The sequence below is a fragment of the Isoptericola jiangsuensis genome (assembly GCF_048320105.1).
Classification (GTDB): Bacteria; Actinomycetota; Actinomycetes; order Actinomycetales; family Cellulomonadaceae; genus Isoptericola; species Isoptericola jiangsuensis_A.
This window is the reverse complement of sequence record NZ_CP182942.1, coordinates 1,509,033-1,534,485: the sequence shown is the minus strand read 5'-3', so window position 1 is coordinate 1,534,485 and position 25,453 is coordinate 1,509,033. Positions and strand designations below refer to the sequence as shown.

Below are 25,453 nucleotides of genomic sequence, written 5' to 3'. Positions count from 1 at the left end.
TGCAAGGTTGCAGCAACGGATACAGTCGGTCGAGGTCGCGACGCGCGCCCCCGGTCGACGAAGGAGTCCCCGCCATGGTCCGTCCCCTGCCCCTGCCCCTGCCACGCTCACGGAGCCTGGTCGCCGCGCTGGCGGCGCTCGCTCTCGCCGCTCCCGTCGTCGGGGGTGCCGTGGCGCTCACGACCCCCGCGGCCGCCGTCGACCGCACCGCCGCCCTCGTGGGCGACCTCCAGGACGAGCTCGGGTGCGCCGCCGACTGGGACCCCGCCTGCGCGGACACCGAGCTGACCGCCGTCGGGGACGGCACCTACACGGGAGAGTTCGACCTCCCGGCCGGCACGTACGAGTACAAGGTCGCCCTCGACGACGCCTGGGACGAGGCCTACGGCCGCGAGGGCACCGACGCGAACGCCCCGCTCGTGCTGGGCGGCGACACCCGCCTGCGCGTCACCTACGACGACGCCACGCACCTGACCGCGCTCACCCCGCTGGGCCTGGCGGGGGAGTACGACGACGAGGCGGACGCCGCGCTCGTCGTGCCCCCGGTGCGCCAGGCCGGGTCGGACGAGCGGTTCTACTTCGTCATGACCGACCGGTTCGCCAACGGCGACCCGACCAACGACACCGGCGGCATCGAGGGCGACCGGCTCGACCACGGGTTCGACCCGACGGACAAGGGCTTCTACTCCGGCGGCGACATCGCGGGGATCCGGGACCGCCTGGACTACGTGGAGGGTCTCGGCACGACGGCGATCTGGCTGACGCCGTCGTTACTCAACCGCCCGGTGCAGGGCACGGGCGACGACGTCTCGGCCGGCTACCACGGCTACTGGATCACCGACTTCACGCGCATCGACCCGCACCTGGGCACCAACGACGAGCTGCGCGGGCTCATCGACGACGCGCACGAGCGCGGCATCAAGGTGTACTTCGACATCATCACCAACCACACCGCCGACGTCGTGGACTACGCCGAGGGCACCTACGGCTACGTCGACCAGGCGACCTCGCCCTACACCGACGCCGCGGGGAACGCATTCGACCCGGCGGACGTCGCCGGCAGCGACGACTTCCCGGCGCTCGACGCCGCGACGTCGTTCCCGTACACGCCGGTGATCGACCCCGAGGACGCCGACGTCAAGGTCCCGGCCTGGCTCAACGACCCCACCCTCTACCACAACCGCGGGAACTCGACGTGGTCCGGGGAGTCGGTGACCTACGGCGACTTCGACGGCCTGGACGACCTCATGACCGAGGACCCGCGGGTCGTCGACGGGTTCGTCGACGTCTACTCCGACTGGATCGACCTGGGCATCGACGGGTTCCGCATCGACACGGTCAAGCACGTCAACCCGGAGTTCTGGGAGACCTGGACGGCCGAGGTCATGGACCACGCCCACGCCCAGGGCAAGGACGACTTCTTCATGTTCGGCGAGGTGTACGACGCGGACGCCGCCAAGACCTCCCCGTACGTGCGCGACACGGACATGAGCTCGGTGCTGGACTTCTCCTTCCAGGCCGCCGCGGCGAGCTTCGCGAGCGGCAACAGCGCCCGCGGCCTGGCCACGCTGTACGCGAGCGACGACCGCTACACCACCCCGACGACGTCCGCGGCGGCCCTGCCGACGTTCCTCGGCAACCACGACATGGGCCGCATCGGCTACATGCTGGCCGGCACCGACGACCCGCTGGCCCGCGACGAGCTGGCCCACGAGCTGATGTACCTCACCCGCGGCCAGCCGGTCGTCTACTACGGCGACGAGCAGGGTTTCGCGGGCACCGGCGGCGACAAGGACGCCCGCCAGACGCTGTTCGCCACCCAGGTGGACTCCTACGCCGACCAGCCGCTGGTGACAGGCGAGCCGGCCGGCAGCGTCGACCGGTACGACACGGACGCGCCGCTCTACGACCACGTCGCGGCCCTCGCCGCGCTGCGCGAGGAGCACCCCGCGCTGGCCACCGGCGCGCAGATCGAGCGGTTCGTCGGTGAGGACTCCCACGGCGGGCGCGGCTACTACGCGTTCAGCCGGGTGGACCGCGCCGAGAAGATCGAGCACCTGGTCGCGGTGAACAACGCCGCGCAGGCGGCCGAGGCCACCTTCACCACCCTCACGCCCGGCGCCACCTACGAGGTGCTGCATGGGGACGCCGAGCCGGTGACGGCCGACGCCGACGGCACCGTCACCCTCGCCGTCCCGGCGACCTCCGCCGTCGTGCTGCGCGCCGACCGCACGGTGGGCGCGGACTCCGCCGGCACGATCACGCTCGACGTACCCGCCCCCGGCGCGGCCGTCGACGCCACCACGCCCGTGCGCGCCGACGTCGACGACGACGCCTGGGCCGAGACGTCCTTCGCCTGGCGCGAGGTCGGCGCCACCGAGTGGCACGCGCTCGGCACCGCGGAGGACACCACACCGCGCGTCTTCCACGACGCCGGCGACCTGCCCGAGGGCACCCTCGTGGAGTACCGCGCCGTCACGGTGGACGCCGACGGCGACGCCGCGGCCGCCTCGACGTTCGCCTCGGTGGGCGTGGACGTGTCCGGCGTCGTCGGGGACACCGGGCCCGAGACCGGGATCGACCTGGTCACCGTGCCCGGCAGCCACAACAGCGAGATGGGCTGCGCCGGCGACTGGACCCCCGACTGCGACGCCGCGAGCCTCACCGAGCGCCCCGACGGCGTCTTCGAGGGCACGTTCGACCTGCCCGCCGGGGAGTACGAGTACAAGGTCGCCGTCAACGGGTCGTGGGCGCTGAACTACGGCGTCGGCGGTGCCCCGGACGGTGCCAACGCGACGTACACCCACGAGGGCGGGGAGGTGACGTTCTACTGGGACCCGGTGAGCAAGGACTTCTCCTCCACCGCGCAGGGCCCCGTCGTCACCCTGGCAGGATCGTTCCAGGACCAGGTCGGCTGCCCTGCGTCGTGGGCCCCCGACTGCCTGGCCAGCTGGGCCAAGGACCCCGACGGCGACGGCACCTACACCTGGTCCACCGACGCCCTCGCGGAGGGCGCCTACGAGGTCAAGGTGGCCCACGGCATGAGCTGGGCCGAGAACTACGGCGTCGGCGGAGCCCCCGACGGCGCGAACTACTCCTTCTCCACGAGCGAGGGTGAGACGGTGACCTTCTCCTACGACCTCGCCACCCACGAGCTGACCATCGGCACCGAGCACCCCTCCCTCGCCGGCGCCGGCCAGCAGGCGGCCCACTGGGTGCGCGAAGGGCTGCTCCTCGCCCCGGACGACCTCGGCGCCGGCGACTGGACCCTCTGGACCGCGCCCGCCGGCGGGCTCGAGATCTCCGCGGACGCCGACGGCGTCCGGTCCGTCACCGGACCGGACGGCGGCGACCTGCCCGCGGACGCCGCGTCCTGGTCGCTGGAACCGGGCGGTGACGTCCCCGACGACGTCGCGGCCGACTTCCCGGCGCTCGCGGACCGCACGACGCTGGTGCCGACGTCGGACGGCGAGCCGCTGGAGCGCGCCGCCGTCGAGGAGCTGCTCACCGGGCAGCTGCTGGTCACCCGTGCCGACGGCGCGGTGCTGACGGCGGCGACCGGAGTGCAGCTGCCGGGCGTCCTCGACGACCTGTACGGCAAGGACGCTGCGAAACGTACGCTCGGTGTCACGGTGGGGACCGGCCGGGCCAAGGGCACGTCGTTCGCACTGTGGGCGCCCACGGCGAAGGACGTCGACCTGCTGGTCTGGCCCGCGAAGACGTCGCTGGACGACGAACCTCGCCGGGTCGACGCCGTCCGCGCCGCCGACGGCACCTGGACGGTCGACGGGGCGAAGGCCGCGAAGAAGATCGACCTGGACGGTGCCCGCTACCGCTACGAGGTGACCGTCTACGTGCCGTCGACCGGTGAGGTCGAGACGAACGTCGTCACGGACCCGTACTCGGTGGGCCTGACGACCGACTCGACCCATTCGGTCGTCGTCGACCTCGACGACCGCCGCTGGCAGCCGCTGCTGTGGCGTCTGGCTCCCCAGCCGCGGGTGCGGCCCGTGGACCAGACCATCTACGAGCTGCACGTCCGGGACTTCTCGGTGGCGGACGAGACCGTCCCGTCGAGGTTGCGGGGCACCTACGGGGCGTTCGGCGCGTTCTGGTCGGACGGCATGAAGCACCTGCGCTCGCTGCAGCGCGCCGGCATGACGACGGTGCACCTGCTGCCGACGTTCGACATCGCCACGATCCCCGAGGACCCCGCCGACCAGGCCACCACCGGTGACCTGACCGGGTTCGCGCCGGACTCCACCGAGCAGCAGGCCGCGGTGGCCGAGGTCCAGGCCGACGACGCCTTCAACTGGGGCTACGACCCGCTGCACTTCTCGACCCCGGAGGGCTCGTACGCCGTGCACCGGGACGGTGCGCCCCGCACGGCGGAGTTCCGCTCGATGGTGGGCTGGTTGCACGCGTCCGGCCTGCAGGTGGTGCTCGACGAGGTGTTCAACCACACCGCGGCGAGCGGCCAGGACGCCAGGAGCGTGCTCGACCGCGTGGTGCCGGGCTACTACCACCGCCTGAACCCGACCACGGGCGCGGTGGAGACGAGCACGTGCTGCCAGAACGTCGCGACCGAGCACGCGATGGCCGAGAAGCTCATGGTGGACTCGGTCGTCACGTGGGCGCGCGACTACAAGGTCGACGGCTTCCGGTTCGACCTCATGGGTCACCACTCGCGGGACACGATGCTCGCGGTGCGCGAGGCCCTGGACGCCCTGACGCCCCGCACGGACGGTGTCGACGGGTCGGCCGTCTACCTCTACGGGGAGGGCTGGAACTTCGGCGAGGTCGCCGACGACGCCCTGTTCACGCAGGCCACGCAGGGTCAGCTCGGCGGGACGGGGATCGGCACGTTCTCGGACCGGCTGCGCGACGCCGTGCACGGCGGGTCGCCGGTGGACGGTTCGTCGACGTTCACCCAGGGGTTCGGCACCGGGTTGTTCACGGACCCGAACGGGCGCGAGGCCTCGGCGGGGGACGCCGGGTCGGTGAACGACGGCGGTGCGGACGAGGCCGCTGACCTCGGCCACCAGACCGACCTGGTGCGGCTCGGGCTGGCCGGCAACCTGCGCGACTTCGCGTTCACGACGTCCGACGGCGAGCTCACCCGCGGCGAGGACCTCGACTACCGCGGGTCGCCCGCGGGGTACGCGGACTCCCCGGAGGAGGTCGTCACCTACGTGGACGCGCACGACAACGAGACCCTGTTCGACCTGCTGACGCTGAAGCTGCCGCAGGCGACGTCCATGGACGACCGGGTGCGGATGAACACTGTCTCGCTGGCCACGACGGCGCTCGCCCAGACGCCGTCGTTCTGGCACGCGGGCACCGACCTGCTGCGTTCGAAGTCGCTGGACCGCAACTCCTACGACTCCGGCGACTGGTTCAACGGGATCGACTGGTCGGGTCAGGACAACGGGTTCGGCCGTGGTCTGCCGATGGCGGCGGACAACTCCGAGAAGTGGCCGCACCTGGCGCCGCTTCTCGCCGACCCCGCCCTCAAGCCGTCGCCCGACGACGTCGCGACGGCCTCCGACCGGGCGGCCGAGCTGCTGGAGCTGCGTTCGTCGACCCGGCTGTTCCGGCTCGGCTCCGCGCAGGCGATCAACGCCAAGGTGTCGTTCCCGGGGTCGGGTCCGGACGCGATCCCGGGCGTGATCGTCATGGCGGTCGACGACCGTGTCGGCAAGGACGCGGACCGCCGGCTCGACGGCCTGGTCACCGTGTTCAACGCGTCGCCCGAGGCGGTCACCGTCGAGGTGCCGGGCTGGGCGGGTCGTGACCTGCGGCTGTCCGAGGTCCAGGCCCGAGGCGGTGACGCCGTCGTGCGGCAGACGCGGTGGCAGGTGCGTTCCGGCACGGTGACAGTCCCCGCGCGCACCGTCGCGGTGCTGGAGGAGTCGCAGCGCTGACCTCGAGGAAGACGGGCATGAACCCCCGGTTGAGTTCGTTCCGCGAACACAACCGGGGGTTTCTTGCGCTCCTGAGGCAACTTTCCGGCGAACGTATCGTGACCAGATCGTGACCGCGAGCCTTTGACTTCGAGACTCGAACGCAGCACAGTGGATCCCGGCCACCTTGGTGGTTCGGTCCAGGCCCGCGAGCGGGCGCCGGTGGGTGAAGGTCGCCGCCCGGAGGACCCTCGACGATGAGAAGGAGCGCGAGGATGCGACTCAGCAAGAAGACGGGCATGGTCGCCGCTGGAGCGGCGGCACTGGCGCTCACCCTGACCGCCTGTGGCGGCGAGGGCGCGGGCTCCGGCGGCAGCGACGGCGCCGCCGGCGACGGCGACGAGAACGTGCAGGTCGGTGTCGCGATGCCGACGCAGACCTACGAGCGCTGGATCCAGGACGGCAACAACGTCAAGGCCGGGCTCGAGGACCTCGGGTACACCGTGGACCTGCAGTTCGCCAACGACGACATCCCGACCCAGACCCAGCAGATCGACTCGATGATCACCGAGGGCGTCGACGTCCTCATCATCGCGTCCATCGACGGCACGGCCCTCACGAGCCAGCTCGAGGCCGCGGCCGCCGCGAACATCCCGGTCATCGCCTACGACCGCCTCATCCGCGACAGCGAGAACGTCGACTTCTACACGACGTTCGACAACTTCGCGGTCGGCGTCGCCCAGGCCAACGCGCTGCTGCGCGGCCTCGGCTACCTCGACGAGAACGGCGAGGCCACCGGCGAGGAGGGCCCGTACAACATCGAGCTCTTCGCCGGCTCCCCGGACGACAACAACGCCAGCTTCTTCTTCGACGGCGCCATGTCGATCCTCCAGCCGCTGCTCGACGACGGCACCCTCGTCGTCCCGTCCGGCCAGACGGACTTCGACACCGTCTCCACGCAGCGCTGGGAGCTCGAGACCGCCCAGAGCCGCATGGAGGACCTCCTGACGTCCACCTACACCGGTGGCGACGAGGAGCTCAACGGCGTGCTGGCACCGGCCGACGTGCTCTCGCGCGGCATCCTCAACGCCCTCACGGGTGCCGGCATGGGCCCGACCCTCGAGGACGGCCTGCCCGTCGTCACCGGTCAGGACGCCGAGATCGCGAACATCAAGCTGATCAACGACGGCGTCCAGTCGTCCACGATCTTCAAGGACACCCGCCTCCTCGCCGAGCAGGCCGTCACCGCCACGGAGTCCTTCGTCGACGGCGAGGAGCCCGAGGCCAACGACACCGAGACGTACGACAACGGCGTCAAGGTCGTGCCGTCCTACCTCCTCGAGGTCGAGACCGTCTTCGCCGAGGACATCCAGCCCGTGCTGATCGACTCGGAGTACTACACCACCGAAGAGGTCGAGTCGGGCCAGGCCGCCGACTGATCGGACCTACCAGGGGCGGGTCGGCCCGTCGTCAGCGATCCTGCGACGACGGGCCGGCCCTCCCGTGGCCGACGGGCCCTCAGGGGCGTCGGCGCATCCCATCGAAGGAGGGACGAGGGCGCAGATGAGCACCATTCTGGAGATGCGCTCCATCACCAAGGAGTTCCCCGGCGTCAAGGCGCTGTCGGACGTCACCCTCACCGTCGCCCAGGGCGAGATCCACGCGATCTGCGGTGAGAACGGCGCCGGAAAGTCCACGCTGATGAAGGTCCTGTCGGGTGTGTACCCGCACGGCACCTACGACGGCGAGATCGTGTTCGACGGGGCCGCGGCCGAGTTCGGGTCGATCAACGACTCCGAGGACCGCGGCATCGTCATCATCCACCAGGAGCTGGCCCTCGTGCCGTACCTGTCGGTGGCCGAGAACATCTTCCTCGGCAACGAGAGCCGTGGACGCTTCGGCCTGATCGACTGGAACGACGCCAACCGCCGGGCCGCGGAGCTGCTGGAGCGCGTGGGGCTGCACGAGAACCCCACCACGCCCATCGGCCAGCTCGGCGTCGGCAAGCAGCAGCTCATCGAGATCGCCAAGGCGCTCTCGAAGGAGGTCAAGCTGCTCATCCTCGACGAGCCGACCGCCGCGCTCAACGACTCCGACTCCGCGCACCTGCTCGGCCTGCTGCGCTCCCTCAAGGAGCACGGCATCACCTCGATCATCATCTCGCACAAGCTCAACGAGATCGAGGACATCGCCGACCGGACGACGATCATCCGTGACGGGCGCACCATCGAGACCATCGACATGGAGGCCGAGACCGGCTCCGTCCAGGACCGCATCATCCGCGGCATGGTCGGCCGGGACCTCGAGCACCGGTACCCGGAACGCACCCCCGTCGTCGGCGACGAGGTGCTGCGCATCGAGAACTGGCACGTCGACCACCCGACCCAGGCCGGTCGGCAGGTCATCACCGACGCCTCGTTCAAGGTCCACGCCGGTGAGGTCATCGGCATCGCCGGCCTCATGGGCGCCGGACGCACGGAGCTCGCCATGAGCATCTTCGGACGCTCGTACGGACGCAACATCACCGGCGAGATCTACAAGGACGGGAAGCAGGTCCAGGTCCGCAACGTCTCCGAGGCGATCGGGCACAACATCGCCTACGCGACCGAGGACCGCAAGCACTACGGCCTCAACCTCATCGACGACATCCGGCACAACATCTCGCTCGCCGGGCTGGACAAGCTCGCACCGCGCGGCTGGGTCAACGGCAACGAGGAGCTCCGCATCGCCGAGGAGTACCGCAGGTCGCTCAACATCAAGACGCCGACCGTCGTCGCCGAGGTCGGCAAGCTCTCGGGCGGCAACCAGCAGAAGGTCGTGCTGTCCCAGTGGCTCTACACCGACCCCGACGTGCTGATCCTCGACGAGCCGACACGCGGCATCGACGTCGGTGCCAAGTATGAGATCTACACGATCATCAACAAGATGGTCGCAGCGGGGAAGGCCGTCGTCGTCATCTCCTCCGAGCTGCCCGAGCTGCTCGGCATCTGCGACCGCGTGTACACCCTCGCCTTCGGCCGCATGACCGGTGAGCTCCCCGTCGCCGAGGCGACCCAGGAGCGACTCATGGAGCTCATGACCCTCGAACGCGACCAGCCCCTGCCCACGAAGGAATCCGCCTCATGAATGCCATCGACTCGGTCCGGGACGTCCTGGCCCGGAACATGCGCCAGAGCGGCATCGTCATCGCGTTCGTCGTCATCGTCGCGATCTTCGCCGCACTGCACCCCGCGTTCCTGTCCCCGACGAACCTCACCAACATCGTCCTGCAGTACTCCTACATCCTGATCCTCGCCATCGGCATGGTGATGATCATCGTCGCCGGGCAGATCGACCTGTCGGTCGGATCGGTGGTGGCGCTGACGGGAGCCGTGTCGGCGGTCGTCGTCGTCCGCAACGGGATGCCCTGGTGGGTCGGAGTGCTCGCGGCGCTGTTCGTGGGCCTCCTGGTCGGGATGTGGCAGGGCTTCTGGGTCGCGTACGTCGGCATCCCCGGCTTCATCGTGACCCTGGCGGGCATGCTCATCTTCCGCGGCCTCACCTTCCTCGTGCTCGGCAACCAGTCGCTGTCGCCGTTCGGCACCCCGTACTACGACATCGCCAACGGGTTCCTCAACGGACTGCTCGGCGGGTACGGGTTCGACGTGTTCACGCTGGTGATCTTCGGGATCGCCGTGGTCGGCTACGCGGTGAGCCAGTGGCGCAGCCGCCAGGGCAAGATCGCCTACCAGCAGCAGGTCGAGTCGTTGCCGCTGTTCATCGTCAAGCTCGTGGTGATCGCCGCGGTCGTGATGTGGTTCGGCTACCAGCTCTCGATCTCCCGCGGTCTGCCGATCGTGCTGATCATCCTGGCCGTCCTGATCATCATCTACGCGCTGGTGACGCAGCGGTCCGTGTTCGGCCGGCACGTGTACGCCGTCGGCGGCAACCGCCACGCGGCCGAGCTGTCCGGCGTGAAGGTCAAGCGGGTCAACTTCTGGATCTTCGTCAACATGGGCGTGCTCGCCTCCGTGGCCGGCGTCGTGTTCTCCTCGCGCATGAACGGTGCCCAGCCGGGCGCCGGCAACATGTTCGAGCTCGACGCGATCGCCGCCTGCTTCATCGGCGGCGCGTCCACCACCGGTGGTGTCGGCCGCGTGGGCGGTGCCGTCATCGGTGGTCTGATCATGGCGGTCATGTCCAACGGCATGCAGCTCATGGGTGTCCCGCAGTCGACGCAGCAGGTGGTCAAGGGCCTCGTGCTCCTGCTCGCCGTGGCGTTCGACATCTGGAACAAGCGCCGCGCCTCGGTCGCGCGCTGACCCTCACCGTGAGGCGGTCGGGTGGGCACGTCCCCACCCGACCGCCCCATGCGTCTACACTCCCGGCGTGAGAGGACCTCGGACGATGGCTGGTTCGCAGTCGTCGCTGCGCGAGGCCAACCGCGCCCGGGTGGTCGACGCGGTGAAGAAGCACGGCGGGCTGACGCAGGTCGAGCTCACCGGTGCGACGGGGCTGTCGCCCGCCACCGTCTCGGTCATCGTCAAGGAGCTCGTCGCCGCCGAGGTCGTCGAGGTCCGCAACACCGTGCGGTCCGGACGCCGGGCCCAGCTCGTCACCCTGGCGCACCGCGTCGGCATGGTGGCGGGCATCGTCGTCGGCTACCGGCACCTGCGGGTGGCGCTCGCCGACGTCGCGCACGAGGTCCTCGCGGAACAGGTCTTCCCGCTGCCGGCCGACCACCGGTCCGACACCAGCCTGGACCGTGCCGCGCTGCTCATCGTCGACCTGCTGGAACGGGTGGGCTCCGAGCTGGACGAGCTGCTCGGCATCGGGCTGGCCGTCCCGGCGCCCATCGACCCGGGCACCGGGATGATCAGCGTGCGGGGCGTGCTGCGCAACTGGGACGCGGTGCAGATCGGCCAGGTGCTGGAGAAGCGGCTCGCCCGCCCGGTGTTCGTGGACAACGACGCGAACCTCGGGGCGTTCGCCGAGTCGACGCTCGGAGCCGGCCGCGAGTGGCGCGACATGATCTACGTCAACGTCACGCACGGCGTCGGTGCCGGGATCGTGGTCGGCGGGCGCCTGCACCGGGGCGCGGACGGCACGGCCGGGGAGATCGGCCACGTCCAGGTGGACCCGGCGGGACGCATCTGCGGCTGCGGGAGCCGTGGGTGCCTGGACACCGTCGTCGGGCTGCCGGCCCTGCTGGAACCGCTGCGCCAGAGCCACGGCAACCTGACGCTGCGCGACCTGGTGCGGCTCGCGGCGGACGACGACCCCGGCTGCCGCGAGATCGTCGCCGACGCCGGGGCGCGGGTGGGGACCGTCGTGGCGGCGCTCGCCACGGGCCTGGCCCCGCAGATCGTGGTGGTGGGCGGCGACCTGGCCGAGACGGGGGAGACTTTCCTCGGTCCGGTGCGCGACGCGCTGCGTCGTCGTACCGTGCTGAACCAGACCGGTGGGCCCGAGGTCGTGCCCGCGGCGCTGGGGATGCGTGCCGAGATCATGGGAGCAGTGGCGCTCGCCCTGGAGAACACCGACGTGTTCGACCGGTCCGACGCCACCGACGACGGAAGGCCTGGACGATGAAGGCGTTGCCGCAGGGGGCGCGCAAGGACACGCCCCTGCTCGCCCTGCGCGAGGTGAGCAAGTACTTCGGGGCGGTGGAGGCGATGGTCGGCGTGGACCTCGAGGTCCACGCGCACGAGGTGGTCGCGCTCGTCGGCGACAACGGTGCGGGCAAGTCGACGCTCGCGAAGGTCGTGGCGGGCGTGCTCGCGCCGGACGCCGGTCAGGTGGAGATCGAGGGGCGTGGGGTCTCGATCGGCTCGCCGTCGGCGGCCAACGACCTGGGCATCGCGAGCGTGTTCCAGGACCTGGCGGTGGCGGAGAACCTGGACGTCACGGCCAACGTCTACCTGGGTCGCGAGCTGCGCAACCGGGCGGGCCTCATGGACGACGGGCGGATGGAGGTCGAGACCAAGCGCCTGCTGGAGCACCTGACGGTGCGGATCCCGTCGGTGCGCACGCCGCTGCGCAACCTGTCGGCGGGTCAGCGTCAGGCGGTCGCGATCGCGCGCACCCTCATCGGGAACCCGCGCATCGTGGTGCTGGACGAGCCGACGGCGGCGTTGTCCGTGGCGCAGACCGGCGAGGTGCTCACGCACATCCAGCGGCTGCGCGACCTGGGTCTCGGGGTGATCCTCATCAGCCACAACCTCAACGACGTGCGTGCCGTGTCGGACCGGATCGAGGTGCTGCGGCACGGGCGCAACAACGGCTCGTTCCCGGCGACGGCGAGCCACGAGTCGATCCTCGCGGCGATCACCGGCGCCTCCTGACGAACCCGCCCTGCGCCGCCGGTGCCGCGTCCCCGCCGTCGAGGACGGGTCAGTGGAACACGACGGTGCGGTGGCCGTTGAGGAGCACCCGGTGCTCGGCGTGCCAGCGCACCGCGCGCGCCAGGGTGCGTCGTTCCACGTCCTCGCCGAGGGAGACGAGGTCGTCCACCTCGCGCGAGTGGTCCACGCGCTCGACGTCCTGCTCGATGATCGGTCCCTCGTCGAGGTCGCCGGTGACGTAGTGCGACGTCGCGCCGATGAGCTTCACGCCGCGGTCGTGCGCCTGCGCGTAGGGTCGCGCGCCCTTGAACGACGGCAGGAACGAGTGGTGGATGTTGATGACCCGCCCCGACAGGTCCCGGCAGAGCTCGTCCGAGAGGATCTGCATGTAGCGGGCCAGCACCACCAGCTCGACGTCGAGCTCGTCGACGAGCTCGCGCAGCCGGTCCTCCGCCGCTCCCTTGGTCGCGGCGGTCACGGGCACGTGGTGGAACGGCTTGCCGTAGAACTCCGCGTGGTCGGCCAGGTCCGTGTGGTTGCCGACGACGCCGACGACCTCGATCGGCATCTGCTGGTAGCGCTCGCGGTACAGCAGGTCGACCAGGCAGTGCGCCGCCTTCGACACCATGAGCAGGGTCCGCACGGGGCGTCCGACGACGTCGAGCGACCAGGTCATCGCGAACCGCTGCGCGACGTCGGTCATCGCCGCCGTCAGCTCGGCGCGGGACGCGTGGGAGGCGACCTGCACGCGCAGGAAGAACAGTCCCGAGACGGGGTCGCCGAACTGCTGGGACTCGGTGATGTTGCCGTCGTGGGCGGCGAGCATCCCGGTCACGGAGTGCACGATCCCGGGACGGTCCGGGCAGGAGATCGTGAGCACCCACTCGGGGGCGGGGGCCGGGCGTCCGGGCTGCGGGGGGAGGTGCGGCTGCGTGGTCACGCACGCCATTGTCGCCCACCGTCTGCCACGATGGGGCCATGAGTGACAGCACCGCCACCACTGCCGGGTCCTCCGCCGACGGCGACGCCGGCCAGGCCACCACGATCGCCCTCGTCGACGACGCCAACGCGGGCGAGCTGCTCACCCTGCGCCGCGCGGCCTTCGTCTCCGAGGCCCAGCTCTACGACGACCCGCACATCCCGCCGCTGACCCAGACGATGGCGGAGCTGCGCGAGGACATGGCGCGCGACGACGTCGTGACGATCGGTGCGTGGGAGGGTCATCGACTCGTCGGCTCGATCCGGGTGGAGATCGACGGCGGCCGCGCCACGCTGGGGCGCCTCGCCGTGGCTCCCGACCAGCAGGGGCGTGGTCTCGGCACCACGCTGCTGTTCGCGATCCTGGAGCACCTGCCCGAGGACGTCACGGAGATCTGGGCGTTCACCGGCAAGGACTCGCGCCACAACCTGGCCATGTACACCAAGCACGGCTACGAGGCGCAGTACGACGAGGCCGCGGGCGAGCTCACCTACACCTACCTGCGTCGCGTGCTGCACGCCGTCGACGCCCAGGCCGCGGCCCCGGCCGCTCCGCCGGCCGACCGCCCGTGAGTCGGACGGCCGCCGGCAGGACGGTCCCGCGCCGTCCGTCGATGGCCGACGTCGCCGCGATCGCGGGCGTCTCGCACCAGACGGTCTCGCGGGTGCTCAACGAGCACCCGAGCGTGCGGGACGAGACCCGCGACCGGGTGCTGGCCGCGATCGACGAGCTGGGCTACCGCCGCAACAGCGCCGCGCGCGCCCTGGTGACGTCCCGGTCCGTGACGTGGGGCGTGGTCACCACGGGCTCGGCGCTGTTCGGCCCGACGAGCACCCTCATCGCGGTGGAGGAGGCGGCCCGCGACCAGGGCTACTACGTGTCGGTGGCGACGCTGCGCTCCTACGACACCGCCTCGATGCACCAGGTCCTGGAGCACTTCATGGACCAGGGCGTGGACGGCGTGGTGGTGATCGCCCCGCACGACGAGGTCGCCGCGGCGGTCGAGTCGTTCCGCGCACCGGTGCCCGTGGTGGTGGTGGCGGCCCTGGACGAGGTGCCCGGCAGCTCGCCCGGCGACGGCTCCGGCGGTTCCGCGTCCTCGATCATGTCGTTGGCGGTCGACCAGCGGGCCGGGGCGCGGCTCGCGACGGAGCACCTGCTCGCGCTGGGGCACCACGACGTGCTGCACGTCGCGGGCCCGCAGGACTGGTTGGACGCGCGCGAGCGCGCGGCCGGGTGGCGGGAGGCGCTGGCCGCCCGCGGGCTGGAGCCCGCGGTGCCGCGGGTGCGCTCGTGGTCGGCGGCGGACGGGTACGCGGCGGGCCGTGACCTGGCCGAGGCGGTCGTGGCGGGGGAGGGGCCGACGGCGGTGTTCGCCGGCAACGACCAGCTCGCGCTGGGTCTGCTGCGTGCACTGTGGGAGCGGGGCGTGCGGGTGCCGGACGACGTCTCGGTGGTCGGTTTCGACGACGTCGACGGCGCGGCCTACTTCGTGCCGCCGCTGACGACGGTGCGCCAGCCGTTCGCCGACCTGGGGGCACGCGCCGTGGCGATGCTGCTGTCGGCGCTGCGCGGGGAGGCGGTGCCGCGGCAGCGGATCGAGCCCGAGCTCGTGGTGCGGTCCTCGACGGCGCCGCCGGCGTCGCCCGCTGCCTGAGCCCGGACCGCCCGGGTTGGGCAGCGCCCGGTGTGAGCGCTAACATCTACCCAGGACCACCGACAAGGAGTGACCACGGCGATGACGCTGCCAGACCAGGCGACCGCGGTGCGGGACGCCATCACCACCGGGCGGGCGACGCTCGGCATCGAGCTCGGCTCGACCAACATCAAGGCCTGCCTCGTCGGCCCCGACCACGCCCCGATCGCCGGCGGATCGTCCGCCTGGGAGAACGAGCTCGTCGACGGCCGGTGGACGTACTCCCTGGACGCCGTCCGCTCCGGGGTCCGGGCCGCCTACGCCGCGCTGGTCGCCGACGTCGAGGACCGCTACGGCGTGCGCCCCACCACCTACGCCGGGCTCGGCGTGTCCGCGATGATGCACGGCTACCTCGCCTTCGACGCCGACGGCGAGCTCCTCGTGCCGTTCCGCACCTGGCGCAACACCAGCACCGGGGTCGCCGCGGCCGAGCTGTCCGCGCTGTTCGGCCACAACATCCCGCTGCGCTGGTCGATCGCGCACCTCTACCAGGCGATCCTCGACGACGAGCCGCACGTGCCGCAGATCGCCGGCCTCACCACGCTGGCCGGACACGTGCACCGCGAGCTCACCGGCCGGCACGTCCTCGGTGTCGGCGACGCCTCGGGCATGTTCCCCGTCGACCCCGCCACGCGCGACTACGACCAGCGCATGCTCGAGCAGTTCGGTCACCTCGCCGCCGCGAAGCACCCCGGGTTCCGGGTCGCCGGGCTGCTGCCCGAGGTGCTGCCCGCCGGCGCCGAGGCCGGCCGCCTCACCGGGTCCGGTGCCGCCTGGCTCGACCCGACCGGCGAGCTCGAGCCCGGGGTGCTGGTCTGCCCGCCCGAGGGCGACGCCGGCACCGGCATGGTCGCCACCCACTCGGTGGCGCCCCGCACCGCGAACATCAGTGCCGGCACCTCGATCTTCGCGATGGTCGTCCTGGAGAAGCCGCTGAGGAGCACCCACCACGAGCTCGACCTCGTCACCACCCCGGCCGGCGACCTCGTGGCCATGGTGCACTGCAACAACGGGGCCAGCGAGCTCGACGCCTGGGCGGGGATGTTCGGCGAGCTCGCCGCCGCCGTCGGCGGCTCCGCGTCGCCCGACGACGTGTTCGGCGCCCTGTTCGCCGCGGCGCTCGACGGCGCCCCCGACGGCGGTGGCCTGCTCGCCTACAACTACCTCGCCGGGGAGCCCATCACCGGGCTCGACGCCGGTCGGCCGCTGTTCGTGCGCACCCCCGACAGCCGGCTCACCCTGGCCAACTTCATGCGCACCCAGATCTACGGCGCGTTCGGCACGCTCGCCCTGGGCATGCGGGTGCTCCACGGCGAGGGCGTCGGCGTGGACTCGATGTTCGCCCACGGGGGCATGTTCCGCACCGCGGGCGTGGCCCAGCGTCTCCTCGCCGCCGCCGTCGACGCGCCCGTCGCCGTCGGCCGGACCGCGGGGGAGGGCGGCGCCTGGGGCATCGCGGTGCTCGCCGCCTACGCCGGTGCGGTCGCAGGAGCCGACGGCGCCGGCGTCACGCTCGCGGACTACCTCACCGAGCAGGTGTTCGCGGACGCCGAGCTCGTCGTCGCCGAGCCCGACGCCGACGACGTCGCCGGGTTCGCCGCCTACCTCGAGCGCTACGCGGCGGGCCTCGCCGTCGAGCGCGCCGCCGTCACCTCGCTCTGACCAGCCCACGAACGGAGACCCACCCATGCCTCTGACCGAGGTCCCGGCGCACCTGCGCGCCGCCGTCGACGCCGCCAAGCAGAAGGTCGCCGACCTGCACGCCGAGCTGCCCCGCTGGGAGCTCGTCGTGTGGACCGCCGGCAACGTGTCCGAGCGGGTGCGGGACGACCGGGGTGCCGAGGGCGACCTGCTCGTCATCAAGCCGTCCGGGCTGTCCTACGACGAGATCACCGCCGAGGCGATGGTCGTGTGCGACCTGCAGGGCAACCTCGTCGAGGGTGACCGGTCGCCCTCGTCGGACACCGCCGCGCACGCCTACGTGTACGCCCACATGCCCGAGGTGGGCGGCGTCGTGCACACCCACTCCACGTACGCCACCGCCTGGGCGGCGCGTGGCGAGGAGATCCCGTGCGTGCTGACCATGATGGCGGACGAGTTCGGCGGTCCCGTCCCCGTGGGGCCGTTCGCGATCATCGGCGACGACTCCATCGGGCGCGGCATCGTGGAGACGCTGAGCGGCTCGCGCAGCCCGGCCGTGCTGATGCAGAACCACGGGCCCTTCACCATCGGCAAGGACGCGAAGGCCGCCGTCAAGGCCGCCGTGCTCTGCGAGGAGGTCGCCCGCGCGGTGCACGTCTCGCGCCAGCTCGGTGAGCCGCTGCCCATCGCCCAGCAGCACGTCGACTCCCTGTACGCCCGCTACCAGAACGTCTACGGCCAGCGCTGACGCCGCCGTCACGCCGTCCGACCATCGAAAGGAACTTCCCATGAGCAAGCCCTACGGTGACCGCGAGATCTGGTTCCTCACCGGCAGCCAGGACCTGTACGGACCCGAGACGCTGGAGCAGGTCGCGCAGCAGTCCCAGGAGGTCGCCCGCGTCCTCGACGCGTCCGGCGACGTCCCGGCCAGGATCGTCTGGAAGCCCGTCCTGAAGGACTCCGGCTCGATCCGCCGCGCGATGCTGGACGCGAACGGCGACGACGACGTGCTGGGCGTGATCACCTGGATGCACACCTTCAGCCCGGCCAAGATGTGGATCGCCGGACTGGACGCGCTGCGCAAGCCGCTGCTGCACCTGCACACGCAGGCCGACGTCGAGCTCCCGTGGGCCGACATCGACATGGACTTCATGAACCTCAACCAGGCCGCTCACGGCGACCGGGAGTACGGGTACATGCTGTCGCGCCTCGGGGTGTCGCGGACCACCGTCGTGGGCCACGTGACCAACCCGGCCGTGCAGCACCGTGTCGGCACCTGGGTGCGGGGTGCGGCGGGCTGGGCCGCCACCCACGAGCTCACGCTCGTCCGGTTCGGCGACAACATGCGCAACGTCGGTGTCACCGAGGGGGACAAGACGGAGGCCGAGCTGCAGTTCGGCGTCTCGGTGAACACCTGGGGCGTGAACGAGCTCGTCGCGGCGGTCGACGCCGTCGAGGAGTCGGCGATCGACACGCTCGTCGCGCAGTACGAGGAGCTCTACGACGTCGCGGACGAGCTGCGGGCCGGTGCCGAGCGCCACGACTCGCTGCGCTACGCCGCCCGCCAGGAGATCGCCATGGAGGCGTTCCTCGTCGACCGCGGCGCGAAGGCGTTCACCACCAACTTCGAGGACCTGGGCGACCTGCGCCAGCTCCCCGGGCTGGCCGTGCAGCGGCTCATGGCCAAGGGCTACGGGTTCGGCGCCGAGGGTGACTGGAAGACGGCGGTCCTGGTGCGGGCCGCGAAGGTCATGGGCGAGGGCCTGCCCGGCGGCGCGTCCCTCATGGAGGACTACACCTACGACCTCACGCCGGGCTCCGAGCTGATCCTCGGCGCCCACATGCTGGAGATCTGCCCGTCGCTGACGACGTCGACGCCGCGCATCGAGATCCACCCGCTGGGCATCGGCGGCAAGGAGGACCCGGTGCGCATGGTGTTCGACGCCGACGCGACCCAGGGCGCGGTCGTGGTGTCGCTGGCGGACATGCGCGACCGGTTCCGCCTCACGGCGAACGTGGTCGACGTCGTGCCGCCGACGCACGAGCTGCCCAACCTGCCCGTCGCGCGGGCCGTGTGGAAGCCGCGCCCGGACTTCCCGACGTCGGCCGAGGCCTGGCTGACCGCCGGGGGCGCGCACCACACGGTGATGTCCACCGCGGCGGGCGTCGAGGCGTTCGAGGTGTTCGCCGAGATCGCCGGGACCGAGCTGCTGGTCATCGACGAGGCGACGACGCGACGCGGCTTCGCCGACCAGGTGCGCTGGAACCAGGTCTACTACCGCCTCGCCCGGGGTCTCTGAGGCGCGGTGGACGGACGTCGGGCCGGCCGGCGGCGGTAGTCTGGCCCTCGCCGCGCCGCGCCGCTCCAGGCCGCCCCGGCGACGTCCGATGGAGGGTTGATGGCGGGTCCCGGTGCCGAGAAGCCGAACATCCGGCAGGTCGCACAGCTCGCCGGCGTGTCCCACATGACGGTCTCCCGGGTGCTCAACGACCACCCGAACATCCGGGAGTCCACCCGCCAGCGCGTCCAGGACGCCATCTCCGAGCTCGGCTACCGCCCGAGCATGACGGCTCGGGCCCTGGCCACCCAGCGCAGCCACCGCATCGGGGTGCTGGTGGAGAGCGCGGCGTCGTTCGGGCCGACGAGCACCCTGCACGCCGTGGAGTCGGCGGCCCGCGCCGCAGGGTACGAGGTCAGCTCGGTGTTCCTGCGGGCCGGGGAGAAGATCAGCCCGCAGGAGGGCGTCGACCACCTGATGGCGCTGGGCGTCGACGCTCTGTGCGTGGTCGCCCCCCGGTCGTCGTCGATCGCGGACCTGCGCCGCATCGCCGTCGGTGTCCCCGTGCTGGTCGTCAAGCCGGACAAGGACCCGACGTTCCTCACCGTGACCGTCGACCAGAGGGCGGGCACGGTGCTCGCCGTCGACCACCTCGTGTCCCTCGGCCACCGCGACATCCTGCACCTGGCCGGTCCGCTGGACTGGCTCGAGGCCCGCACGCGGGAGCGGGCCTTCCACGCGCGGGCGAAGTCCTGGGGGATCCGCGAGCGCCCCATCGTGGTCGGTGACTGGACGGCGGACTTCGCGTACGAGTTCGCGCGCGGGATCCGTGAGCTGCCGGACTACACGGCGGTGTTCGTGGCCAACGACGACATGGCGGTGGGGTTCGTCCACGGTCTGCACGAGCGCGGCTTCTCGGTGCCGGACGACATCAGCGTCGTCGGGTTCGACGACATCCCGCTGGCGCGCCACGTCATCCCGCCGCTGACGACCGTGCGGCAGAACTTCGACGCCCTGGGCCGCTCGGTCGTCGACGTGCTGCGGGCCGCGATCGAGGAACGGGAGATCCCGGACCAGACGCGGATCCCCGCCGAGATCGTCGTGCGCGCGTCGAGCGCCGCGCCCCGGAAGGCCTCCTGATGGGTGCGACGTCGCGCGTGCCGGGGACCCCGGTGGTCGAGATGCGCGGGATCACGGTGGAGTACTCGGGCGTGCGGGTCCTCGACGACGCCGACCTGACCCTGCGCGCGGGCGAGGTGCACGCGCTCATGGGGGAGAACGGCGCGGGCAAGTCGACGCTCATCGGGGCGTTGACGGGCACGGTGCCGATCCTGGCGGGCTCGGTCCTGGTGGACGGCGTCGAGCGGCCGCCCACGAGCGTCGCCCGGAGCCGGGCGGAGGGCATCGCGACCGTGTTCCAGGAGTCGCACCTGAGCCCGCACCTGTCCGTGGCCGAGAACATCATGATCGGTCACGAGGTCCGGGGCCGGCTGGGGATCCGGTGGGCGAAGAACCGCGAGCGCGCCTCGGCCGCGCTCGCGACGCTGGGGATCGACGACCTCGACCCGCGCACGCCGCTGGGGGAGCTGTCGCCCGCGACCAAGCAGCTCGTCGCCGTCGCCCGCGCCATCGTGCTGGACCCGCGGGTGCTCGTGCTCGACGAGCCGACGTCGAGCCTGGACGAGGCCGAGGCCGCCCAGCTCCTCGGGGTGGTCCGCCGGTTGCGGGACCAGGGCGTGGCGGTGCTGTTCGTGTCGCACTTCCTGGAGCAGGTGCTGGGGGTGAGCGACCGGATGACGATCCTGCGGGGCGGCCGGGTCGTGGCCGAGCACCGCACGGCGCAGGTGGATCGTGCCGAGCTGATCTCGAAGATGATCGGCGAGGACATCGACGCGTTGCAGGCGCTGCACTCCGAGCGCCTGGAGCACCACTACGCGGACCAGGGTCCGGTGACGTTGCGGGCGACGTCGCTGGGGCGTCGCGGGACGCTGGAGCCGACCGACATCGACCTGGCCCGCGGCGAGGTGGTCGGTCTGGCGGGTCTGCGCGGCTCGGGGCGTACCGAGCTGGCCCGGCTGATGAGCGGGGTGGAGCGGCCCGACCGGGGTGAGCTGTGGCTGGACGGCGTGCGGGTGCAGCTCCGGGGGCCGGCGTCCGCGCTGCGCCACCGCATCGCGGTGTCGAGCGAGAACCTGCGCAGCGAGGGCATCGTCGCCGAGCTCACGGTCCGCCAGAACATCGTCCTGGGTCTGCAGGCGCTGCGCGGCTGGACCAGGCCGCTGTCCCGGCCCGAGCAGGACGCCGTGGTCGACACCTGTCTCGATGCCCTGAACCTCGCGCACGAGGACCTGGACCGCCCGGCGGGCGAGCTGTCGGGCGGCACGCAGCAGAAGGTCATGCTGGCGCGGCTGCTGGCGACGCGCCCGCACGTGCTGATCCTGGACGAGCCGACCCGGGGGATCGACATCGCCGCCAAGCTCGACATCCAGCGTCGGGTGGCACAGCTGGCCGGGGAGGGTGTGGCGGTCGTGTTCATCTCCTCCCAGCTGGAGGAGGTGGTGCGTCTCAGCGACCGCATCGTGGTCCTCAAGGACCGGGAGAAGATCGGCGAGCTGAGCAACGGACCCGGGGTCACGGTGGACACCATCGTGGAGATGATCGCGGCGGAGCTCGACGGTCCCGCCCTCGACGACGAGGACTGACCGCCCCACCTGACGGTGCCGCCGCGGCCCCGCAGCCGTCGTTACGAGATCGTGACTTCCAATCTGGCGCGAGTGATTGTGACCGGTCACATCGGAGGCTATGTTAGCGGTCACAACGCAAGCGTTGCCGGAGGGTCAGAGCTGACCCGCAAGGCCGGACGAACCGGCCCCCGGAGTCTCGAGGAGGAGAGCGGACATGGCACGGAAGATGATGATGCGCGGGACGATCGCCGCGCTCTCGGCGGCGGCGATGCTGACACTCGGCGCGTGCTCCAGCGAGCCGGCCGGCAGCGGCACGGACGACGGGGGCAGCACGGAGGCCGCCGAGGGCGGTGAGGGCGGCGACGACGTCATCGCCATCGGGTTCTCTCAGGTCGGTGCCGAGTCGGGCTGGCGCGCCGCCAACACCAAGTCCATCCAGGACACGCTGACCGAGGAGAACGGCTTCGAGCTCAGCTTCTCCGACGCGCAGCAGAAGCAGGAGAACCAGATCCAGGCGATCCGGTCCTACATCACCCAGGGCGTCGACGTCATCGCGTTCTCGCCCGTCGTCGAGACCGGCTGGGACCCGGTGCTGCAGGAGGCCAAGTCGGCCGGCATCCCCGTCATCCTCACCGACCGTGCGGTCGACTCGCAGGACGACACCCTCTACGAGTCCTTCATCGGCTCGGACTTCGTCCTGGAGGGCGAGACCGCCGGCGAGTGGGCCGTCGAGCAGTACGACGGCGAGGGCTACAAGGTCGTCGAGCTGCAGGGCACCACCGGATCGGCCCCGATGATCGACCGCCAGCAGGGCTTCGCCGACGCGATCGCCGGGTCCGACCTGGAGATCATCGACTCCCAGACCGGCAACTTCACCCGCACCGAGGGCAAGCAGGTCATGGAGGGCTTCCTGCAGAAGCACGACGACATCGACGTGGTGTTCGCCCACAACGACGACATGGGCCTGGGCGCCATCGAGGCCATCGAGGCCGCCGGGATGGTGCCGGGCGAGGACATCAAGATCATCACGATCGACGCCGTCAAGGACGGCATGCAGGCGCTCGCCGACGGCAAGATCAACTACATCGTCGAGTGCAACCCGCTGCTCGGACCGGACCTGGCCGACATCGCCCAGAAGGTCGTCGCCGGTGAAGAGGTCGAGAAGCGCATCGTCGTCAAGGACGAGGCGTTCGACCAGGAGGCTGCGGTCGCGGCCCTGCCCGACCGCCAGTACTGACCGGCCGGCGCCGGTGAGGGTCCACCTCGCCGGCGCCGACCCTCGAGCCCGCGGCGGGGTGCGGACCGCACCCCGCCGCGATCCACGGAAGGTCAACGATGACGAGCTCGAACCCCGCGGGGCGGCCGGTCGTCGAGATGACGGGGATCTCCATCGAGTTCCCCGGCGTCAAGGCGCTGGACCAGGTCGACCTCCGCCTGTTCCCCGGTGAGGTGCACGCCCTCATGGGCGAGAACGGCGCCGGGAAGTCCACCCTCATCAAGGCGCTGACGGGCGTCTACGAGATCGACGCCGGCGAGATCTTCGTCGACGGCGAGACGCACCGCTTCACCGGGCCGGGCGAGTCCCAGGCCGCGGGGATCGCGACCGTGTACCAAGAGGTCAACCTCTGCGAGAACCTCACCGTCGCCGAGAACATCATGCTCGGCCACGAGCCACGCCGGCTCGGGGGCATCGACTGGCGGGCCACCCGCCGGGCGGCCGCCGAGCACCTCGCCACCATGGGTCTGGACATCGACCCGGCGTCGTCCCTGGGGGCGCACTCGATCGCGGTGCAGCAGCTCGTGGCGATCAGCCGTGCGATGGTCGTCGACGCCAAGGTGCTCATCCTCGACGAGCCGACGTCGAGCCTCGACGCCGGCGAGGTCGCCCAGCTCTTCGCCGTGGTGCGACGGCTGCGCGACCAGGGCGTGGCGATCCTCTTCGTCTCGCACTTCCTGGAGCAGGTCTACGAGATCTCCGACCGCATGACGGTGCTGCGCAACGGCGCCCGTGTGGGCGAGTACCTCACCGCCGAGATCGACCGGCTCGAGCTGGTCTCGACGATGATCGGCCGCTCGATGGAGGTCCTCGAGGACCTCCAGGTCAGCACCTCCCACACGGTGCAGGTCGAGCACGACGCCGTGCCGTTCGTCCGTGCCGTCGGGCTCGGCCGCCACGGCAGCGTCCAGCCGTTCGACCTCGACGTGTACTCCGGCGAGGTCGTCGGGCTGGCGGGGCTGCTGGGGTCCGGACGGACCGAGGTCGCCCGGCTCCTGGCGGGCGCCGACCACGCCGACGGCGGGACGACGGAGGTGCGCGGCGAGGCCGTGCGGCTGCGCAACCCGCGGGCCGCCATCACCCGCGGCATCGCGTTCTCCTCGGAGAACCGCAAGGCCGAGGGCGTGGTCGGGGACCTGACCGTGCGCGAGAACATCGTCCTGGGCCTGCAGGCCGACCGCGGATGGATGCGTCGCCTGCCCGGCAAGCAGGTCGAGGAGACCGTCGCGAAGTACATCGAGGCGCTCAACATCCGCCCGGCGAACCCGGACGCGCTCCTGCGCAACCTCTCGGGCGGCAACCAGCAGAAGGTGCTGCTCGCCCGGTGGCTCGCCACCGCGCCCGAGCTGCTCATCCTCGACGAGCCGACCCGGGGCATCGACGTCGGGGCGAAGGCCGAGATCCAGAAGCTCGTCGCCGAGCTCGCCGGGCAGGGCATGGCGGTGGTCTTCATCTCCGCCGAGCTGGAGGAGGTCCTGCGCCTCAGCCACCGGATCGCGGTCATGCGCGACCGTGAGAAGGTCGCCGAGGTGGTCAACACCCACGAGGTCGGCGTCGACGACGTCGTCGAGCTCATCGCGAGCGGAGGGAAGCACTGATGGCGGTCACGTCCGCACGCACCGACACCTCGGGCCTGCGCCGGTTCACCCGGCACACCCTGTTCTGGCCCGTGGTGGCGCTCGTCGCCCTGCTTGGCGCCAACACCCTCTTCAGCCCCGACTTCCTCGCGGTGACCATCCACGACGGCCACCTGTTCGGCGCGCCGATCGACATCCTGCGCAACTCCGCGCCGCTGATGCTGGTGGCGCTGGGCATGACGCTCGTGATCGCGACCCGCGGCATCGACCTCTCGGTCGGGGCGGTGGTCGCCATCGCGGGCGCCCTGTCCCTCAGCTACATCGCGACCTCCCCGACGCCGGACTCCCCGGCGACGGTGCTGACCGCGATCGTGATGGCGCTCGGCGTGTGCCTGCTGCTCGGGATCTGGAACGGGTTCCTCGTCTCCGTGCTGGGGATCCAGCCGATCATCGCGACGCTCATCCTCATGACCGCCGGTCGCGGCATCGCCATGCTCATCACCGAGGGGCAGATCACCACCGTCAACAGCGCGCCGTTCAAGACGCTCGGCACGGGGTTCTTCGTGGGGCTGCCGGTGGCGATGCTCATCGCGTTCGGCGTGTTCGGGCTGGTCGCCCTGCTGACCCGCCGCACGGCCCTCGGCATGCTGGTGGAGGCCGTGGGCATCAACCCGTCGGCGAGCCGGTTGGCCGGGGTCAGGGCGCGCACGATCGTCTGGACGGTCTTCGCGCTCTCCGGGCTCTTCTCGGGCCTGGCCGGCCTGATCCTCGCGGCGAACGTGATGGCGGCCGACGCGAACAACGCCGGGCTCTTCATCGAGCTCGACGCGATCCTCGCCGTCGTCATCGGCGGGACGTCCCTGCAGGGCGGCAAGTTCTCCCTGTCGGGCACGTTCGTGGGCGTCCTGATCATCACCACGCTGACTCTCACGGTGACCATCGTCGGCATCTCCCCGCTGGTCACCCCGCTGTTCAAGGCGCTCGTGGTGATCGTGGTGACACTGCTGCAGTCGCCCCGCATCCGCGAGAGGTTCGCCGCGCGGGCACGCCGGCGCGCGACCCGTCCTGAGGAGGTGGCTGCCTGATGGCCACGGT

The 25,453-nt window shown here is 71.3% G+C and carries 17 protein-coding genes; 16 read left to right on the top strand and 1 reads right to left on the bottom strand.

What is annotated here, in order from left to right; translation table 11 throughout:
* Positions 1–74 precede the first annotated feature (74 nt).
* The 6 genes from pulA to ACNHYB_RS07150 all read left to right on the top strand — a co-directional run bounded on the left by pulA (position 75) and on the right by ACNHYB_RS07150 (position 12,226).
* A complete protein-coding gene (gene pulA / locus ACNHYB_RS07175) occupies positions 75–5,924 on the top strand; it encodes a pullulanase-type alpha-1,6-glucosidase (RefSeq protein ID WP_418277742.1) in 5,850 nt (1,949 codons plus the stop codon).
* 254 nt (positions 5,925–6,178) lie between these two features.
* Entirely contained in the window at positions 6,179–7,342 is a 1,164-nt protein-coding gene (gene chvE / locus ACNHYB_RS07170; RefSeq protein ID WP_418277741.1) for a multiple monosaccharide ABC transporter substrate-binding protein, read from the top strand.
* 124 nt (positions 7,343–7,466) lie between these two features.
* A complete protein-coding gene (gene mmsA / locus ACNHYB_RS07165) occupies positions 7,467–9,029 on the top strand; it encodes a multiple monosaccharide ABC transporter ATP-binding protein (protein ID WP_418277740.1) in 1,563 nt (520 codons plus the stop codon).
* The gene (mmsB, locus tag ACNHYB_RS07160; protein ID WP_418277739.1) at positions 9,026–10,204 is read left to right on the top strand and encodes a multiple monosaccharide ABC transporter permease; all 1,179 of its coding nucleotides are present in this window, start codon (positions 9,026–9,028) and stop codon (positions 10,202–10,204) included. The genes mmsA and mmsB overlap by 4 nt, the downstream gene beginning before the upstream one ends.
* Before the next feature lie 85 nt (positions 10,205–10,289).
* Positions 10,290–11,474 (top strand): ROK family transcriptional regulator, encoded by a 1,185-nt coding sequence (locus ACNHYB_RS07155; RefSeq protein ID WP_418278010.1) that lies wholly within the window; start codon positions 10,290–10,292, stop codon positions 11,472–11,474.
* Positions 11,471–12,226 (top strand): ATP-binding cassette domain-containing protein, encoded by a 756-nt coding sequence (locus ACNHYB_RS07150; protein ID WP_418277738.1) that lies wholly within the window; start codon positions 11,471–11,473, stop codon positions 12,224–12,226. Before ACNHYB_RS07155 ends, ACNHYB_RS07150 begins: the two co-directional genes overlap by 4 nt.
* Positions 12,227–12,275: 49 nt before the next feature.
* Here ACNHYB_RS07150 and purU read toward each other — a convergent pair whose 3' ends face one another.
* Entirely contained in the window at positions 12,276–13,175 is a 900-nt protein-coding gene (gene purU / locus ACNHYB_RS07145) for a formyltetrahydrofolate deformylase (RefSeq protein WP_418277737.1), read from the bottom strand.
* A 29-nt stretch (positions 13,176–13,204) separates the two neighbouring features.
* Here purU and ACNHYB_RS07140 point away from each other — a divergent pair, with 29 nt between their 5' ends.
* The 10 genes from ACNHYB_RS07140 (at position 13,205) to ACNHYB_RS07095 (ending at position 25,443) form a co-directional block, all read left to right on the top strand.
* Positions 13,205–13,777, top strand: a complete 573-nt coding sequence (locus tag ACNHYB_RS07140) for a GNAT family N-acetyltransferase (RefSeq protein WP_418277736.1) — start codon at positions 13,205–13,207, stop codon at positions 13,775–13,777.
* Between the two features lie 41 nt (positions 13,778–13,818).
* Positions 13,819–14,862: a LacI family DNA-binding transcriptional regulator gene (locus ACNHYB_RS07135; RefSeq protein WP_418277735.1), complete on the top strand. Its 1,044-nt coding sequence runs from the start codon at positions 13,819–13,821 to the stop codon at positions 14,860–14,862.
* An 81-nt stretch (positions 14,863–14,943) separates the two neighbouring features.
* On the top strand, positions 14,944–16,563 hold the full coding sequence (locus ACNHYB_RS07130; RefSeq protein WP_418277734.1) for an FGGY-family carbohydrate kinase: 1,620 nt from the start codon (positions 14,944–14,946) through the stop codon (positions 16,561–16,563).
* Between the two features lie 25 nt (positions 16,564–16,588).
* Positions 16,589–17,290 carry an L-ribulose-5-phosphate 4-epimerase gene (locus ACNHYB_RS07125; protein ID WP_418277733.1) on the top strand — a complete coding sequence of 234 codons (702 nt, stop codon included), beginning with the start codon at positions 16,589–16,591 and terminating at the stop codon, positions 17,288–17,290.
* Positions 17,291–17,330: 40 nt separating this feature from the next.
* Positions 17,331–18,842 carry an L-arabinose isomerase gene (araA, locus tag ACNHYB_RS07120; protein WP_418277732.1) on the top strand — a complete coding sequence of 504 codons (1,512 nt, stop codon included), beginning with the start codon at positions 17,331–17,333 and terminating at the stop codon, positions 18,840–18,842.
* 99 nt (positions 18,843–18,941) lie between these two features.
* The gene (locus ACNHYB_RS07115; RefSeq protein ID WP_418277731.1) at positions 18,942–19,961 is read left to right on the top strand and encodes a LacI family DNA-binding transcriptional regulator; all 1,020 of its coding nucleotides are present in this window, start codon (positions 18,942–18,944) and stop codon (positions 19,959–19,961) included.
* On the top strand, positions 19,961–21,523 hold the full coding sequence (locus ACNHYB_RS07110) for a sugar ABC transporter ATP-binding protein (protein WP_418277730.1): 1,563 nt from the start codon (positions 19,961–19,963) through the stop codon (positions 21,521–21,523). The genes ACNHYB_RS07115 and ACNHYB_RS07110 overlap by 1 nt, the downstream gene beginning before the upstream one ends.
* A 196-nt stretch (positions 21,524–21,719) precedes the next feature.
* Complete coding sequence (locus tag ACNHYB_RS07105; protein WP_418277729.1) at positions 21,720–22,742, top strand: ABC transporter substrate-binding protein; 1,023 nt, start codon at positions 21,720–21,722, stop codon at positions 22,740–22,742.
* A 98-nt stretch (positions 22,743–22,840) separates the two neighbouring features.
* Entirely contained in the window at positions 22,841–24,379 is a 1,539-nt protein-coding gene (locus tag ACNHYB_RS07100; RefSeq protein WP_418277728.1) for a sugar ABC transporter ATP-binding protein, read from the top strand.
* Positions 24,379–25,443: an ABC transporter permease gene (locus tag ACNHYB_RS07095; RefSeq protein WP_418277726.1), complete on the top strand. Its 1,065-nt coding sequence runs from the start codon at positions 24,379–24,381 to the stop codon at positions 25,441–25,443. Before ACNHYB_RS07100 ends, ACNHYB_RS07095 begins: the two co-directional genes overlap by 1 nt.
* Positions 25,444–25,453: the final 10 nt, after the last annotated feature.

Coding starts and splice junctions, on each gene's coding strand:
- ACNHYB_RS07115 (WP_418277731.1), top strand. CDS start 18,942: ATGGCGGGTCCCGGTGCCGAGAAGCCGAACATCCGGCAGGTCGCACAG.
- mmsB (WP_418277739.1), top strand. CDS start 9,026: ATGAATGCCATCGACTCGGTCCGGGACGTCCTGGCCCGGAACATGCGC.
- purU (WP_418277737.1), bottom strand. CDS start 13,175: ATGGCGTGCGTGACCACGCAGCCGCACCTCCCCCCGCAGCCCGGACGC.
- ACNHYB_RS07125 (WP_418277733.1), top strand. CDS start 16,589: ATGCCTCTGACCGAGGTCCCGGCGCACCTGCGCGCCGCCGTCGACGCC.
- ACNHYB_RS07110 (WP_418277730.1), top strand. CDS start 19,961: ATGGGTGCGACGTCGCGCGTGCCGGGGACCCCGGTGGTCGAGATGCGC.
- ACNHYB_RS07100 (WP_418277728.1), top strand. CDS start 22,841: ATGACGAGCTCGAACCCCGCGGGGCGGCCGGTCGTCGAGATGACGGGG.
- ACNHYB_RS07140 (WP_418277736.1), top strand. CDS start 13,205: ATGAGTGACAGCACCGCCACCACTGCCGGGTCCTCCGCCGACGGCGAC.
- ACNHYB_RS07130 (WP_418277734.1), top strand. CDS start 14,944: ATGACGCTGCCAGACCAGGCGACCGCGGTGCGGGACGCCATCACCACC.
- chvE (WP_418277741.1), top strand. CDS start 6,179: ATGCGACTCAGCAAGAAGACGGGCATGGTCGCCGCTGGAGCGGCGGCA.
- ACNHYB_RS07095 (WP_418277726.1), top strand. CDS start 24,379: ATGGCGGTCACGTCCGCACGCACCGACACCTCGGGCCTGCGCCGGTTC.
- pulA (WP_418277742.1), top strand. CDS start 75: ATGGTCCGTCCCCTGCCCCTGCCCCTGCCACGCTCACGGAGCCTGGTC.
- ACNHYB_RS07155 (WP_418278010.1), top strand. CDS start 10,290: ATGGCTGGTTCGCAGTCGTCGCTGCGCGAGGCCAACCGCGCCCGGGTG.
- ACNHYB_RS07135 (WP_418277735.1), top strand. CDS start 13,819: ATGGCCGACGTCGCCGCGATCGCGGGCGTCTCGCACCAGACGGTCTCG.
- araA (WP_418277732.1), top strand. CDS start 17,331: ATGAGCAAGCCCTACGGTGACCGCGAGATCTGGTTCCTCACCGGCAGC.
- mmsA (WP_418277740.1), top strand. CDS start 7,467: ATGAGCACCATTCTGGAGATGCGCTCCATCACCAAGGAGTTCCCCGGC.
- ACNHYB_RS07150 (WP_418277738.1), top strand. CDS start 11,471: ATGAAGGCGTTGCCGCAGGGGGCGCGCAAGGACACGCCCCTGCTCGCC.
- ACNHYB_RS07105 (WP_418277729.1), top strand. CDS start 21,720: ATGGCACGGAAGATGATGATGCGCGGGACGATCGCCGCGCTCTCGGCG.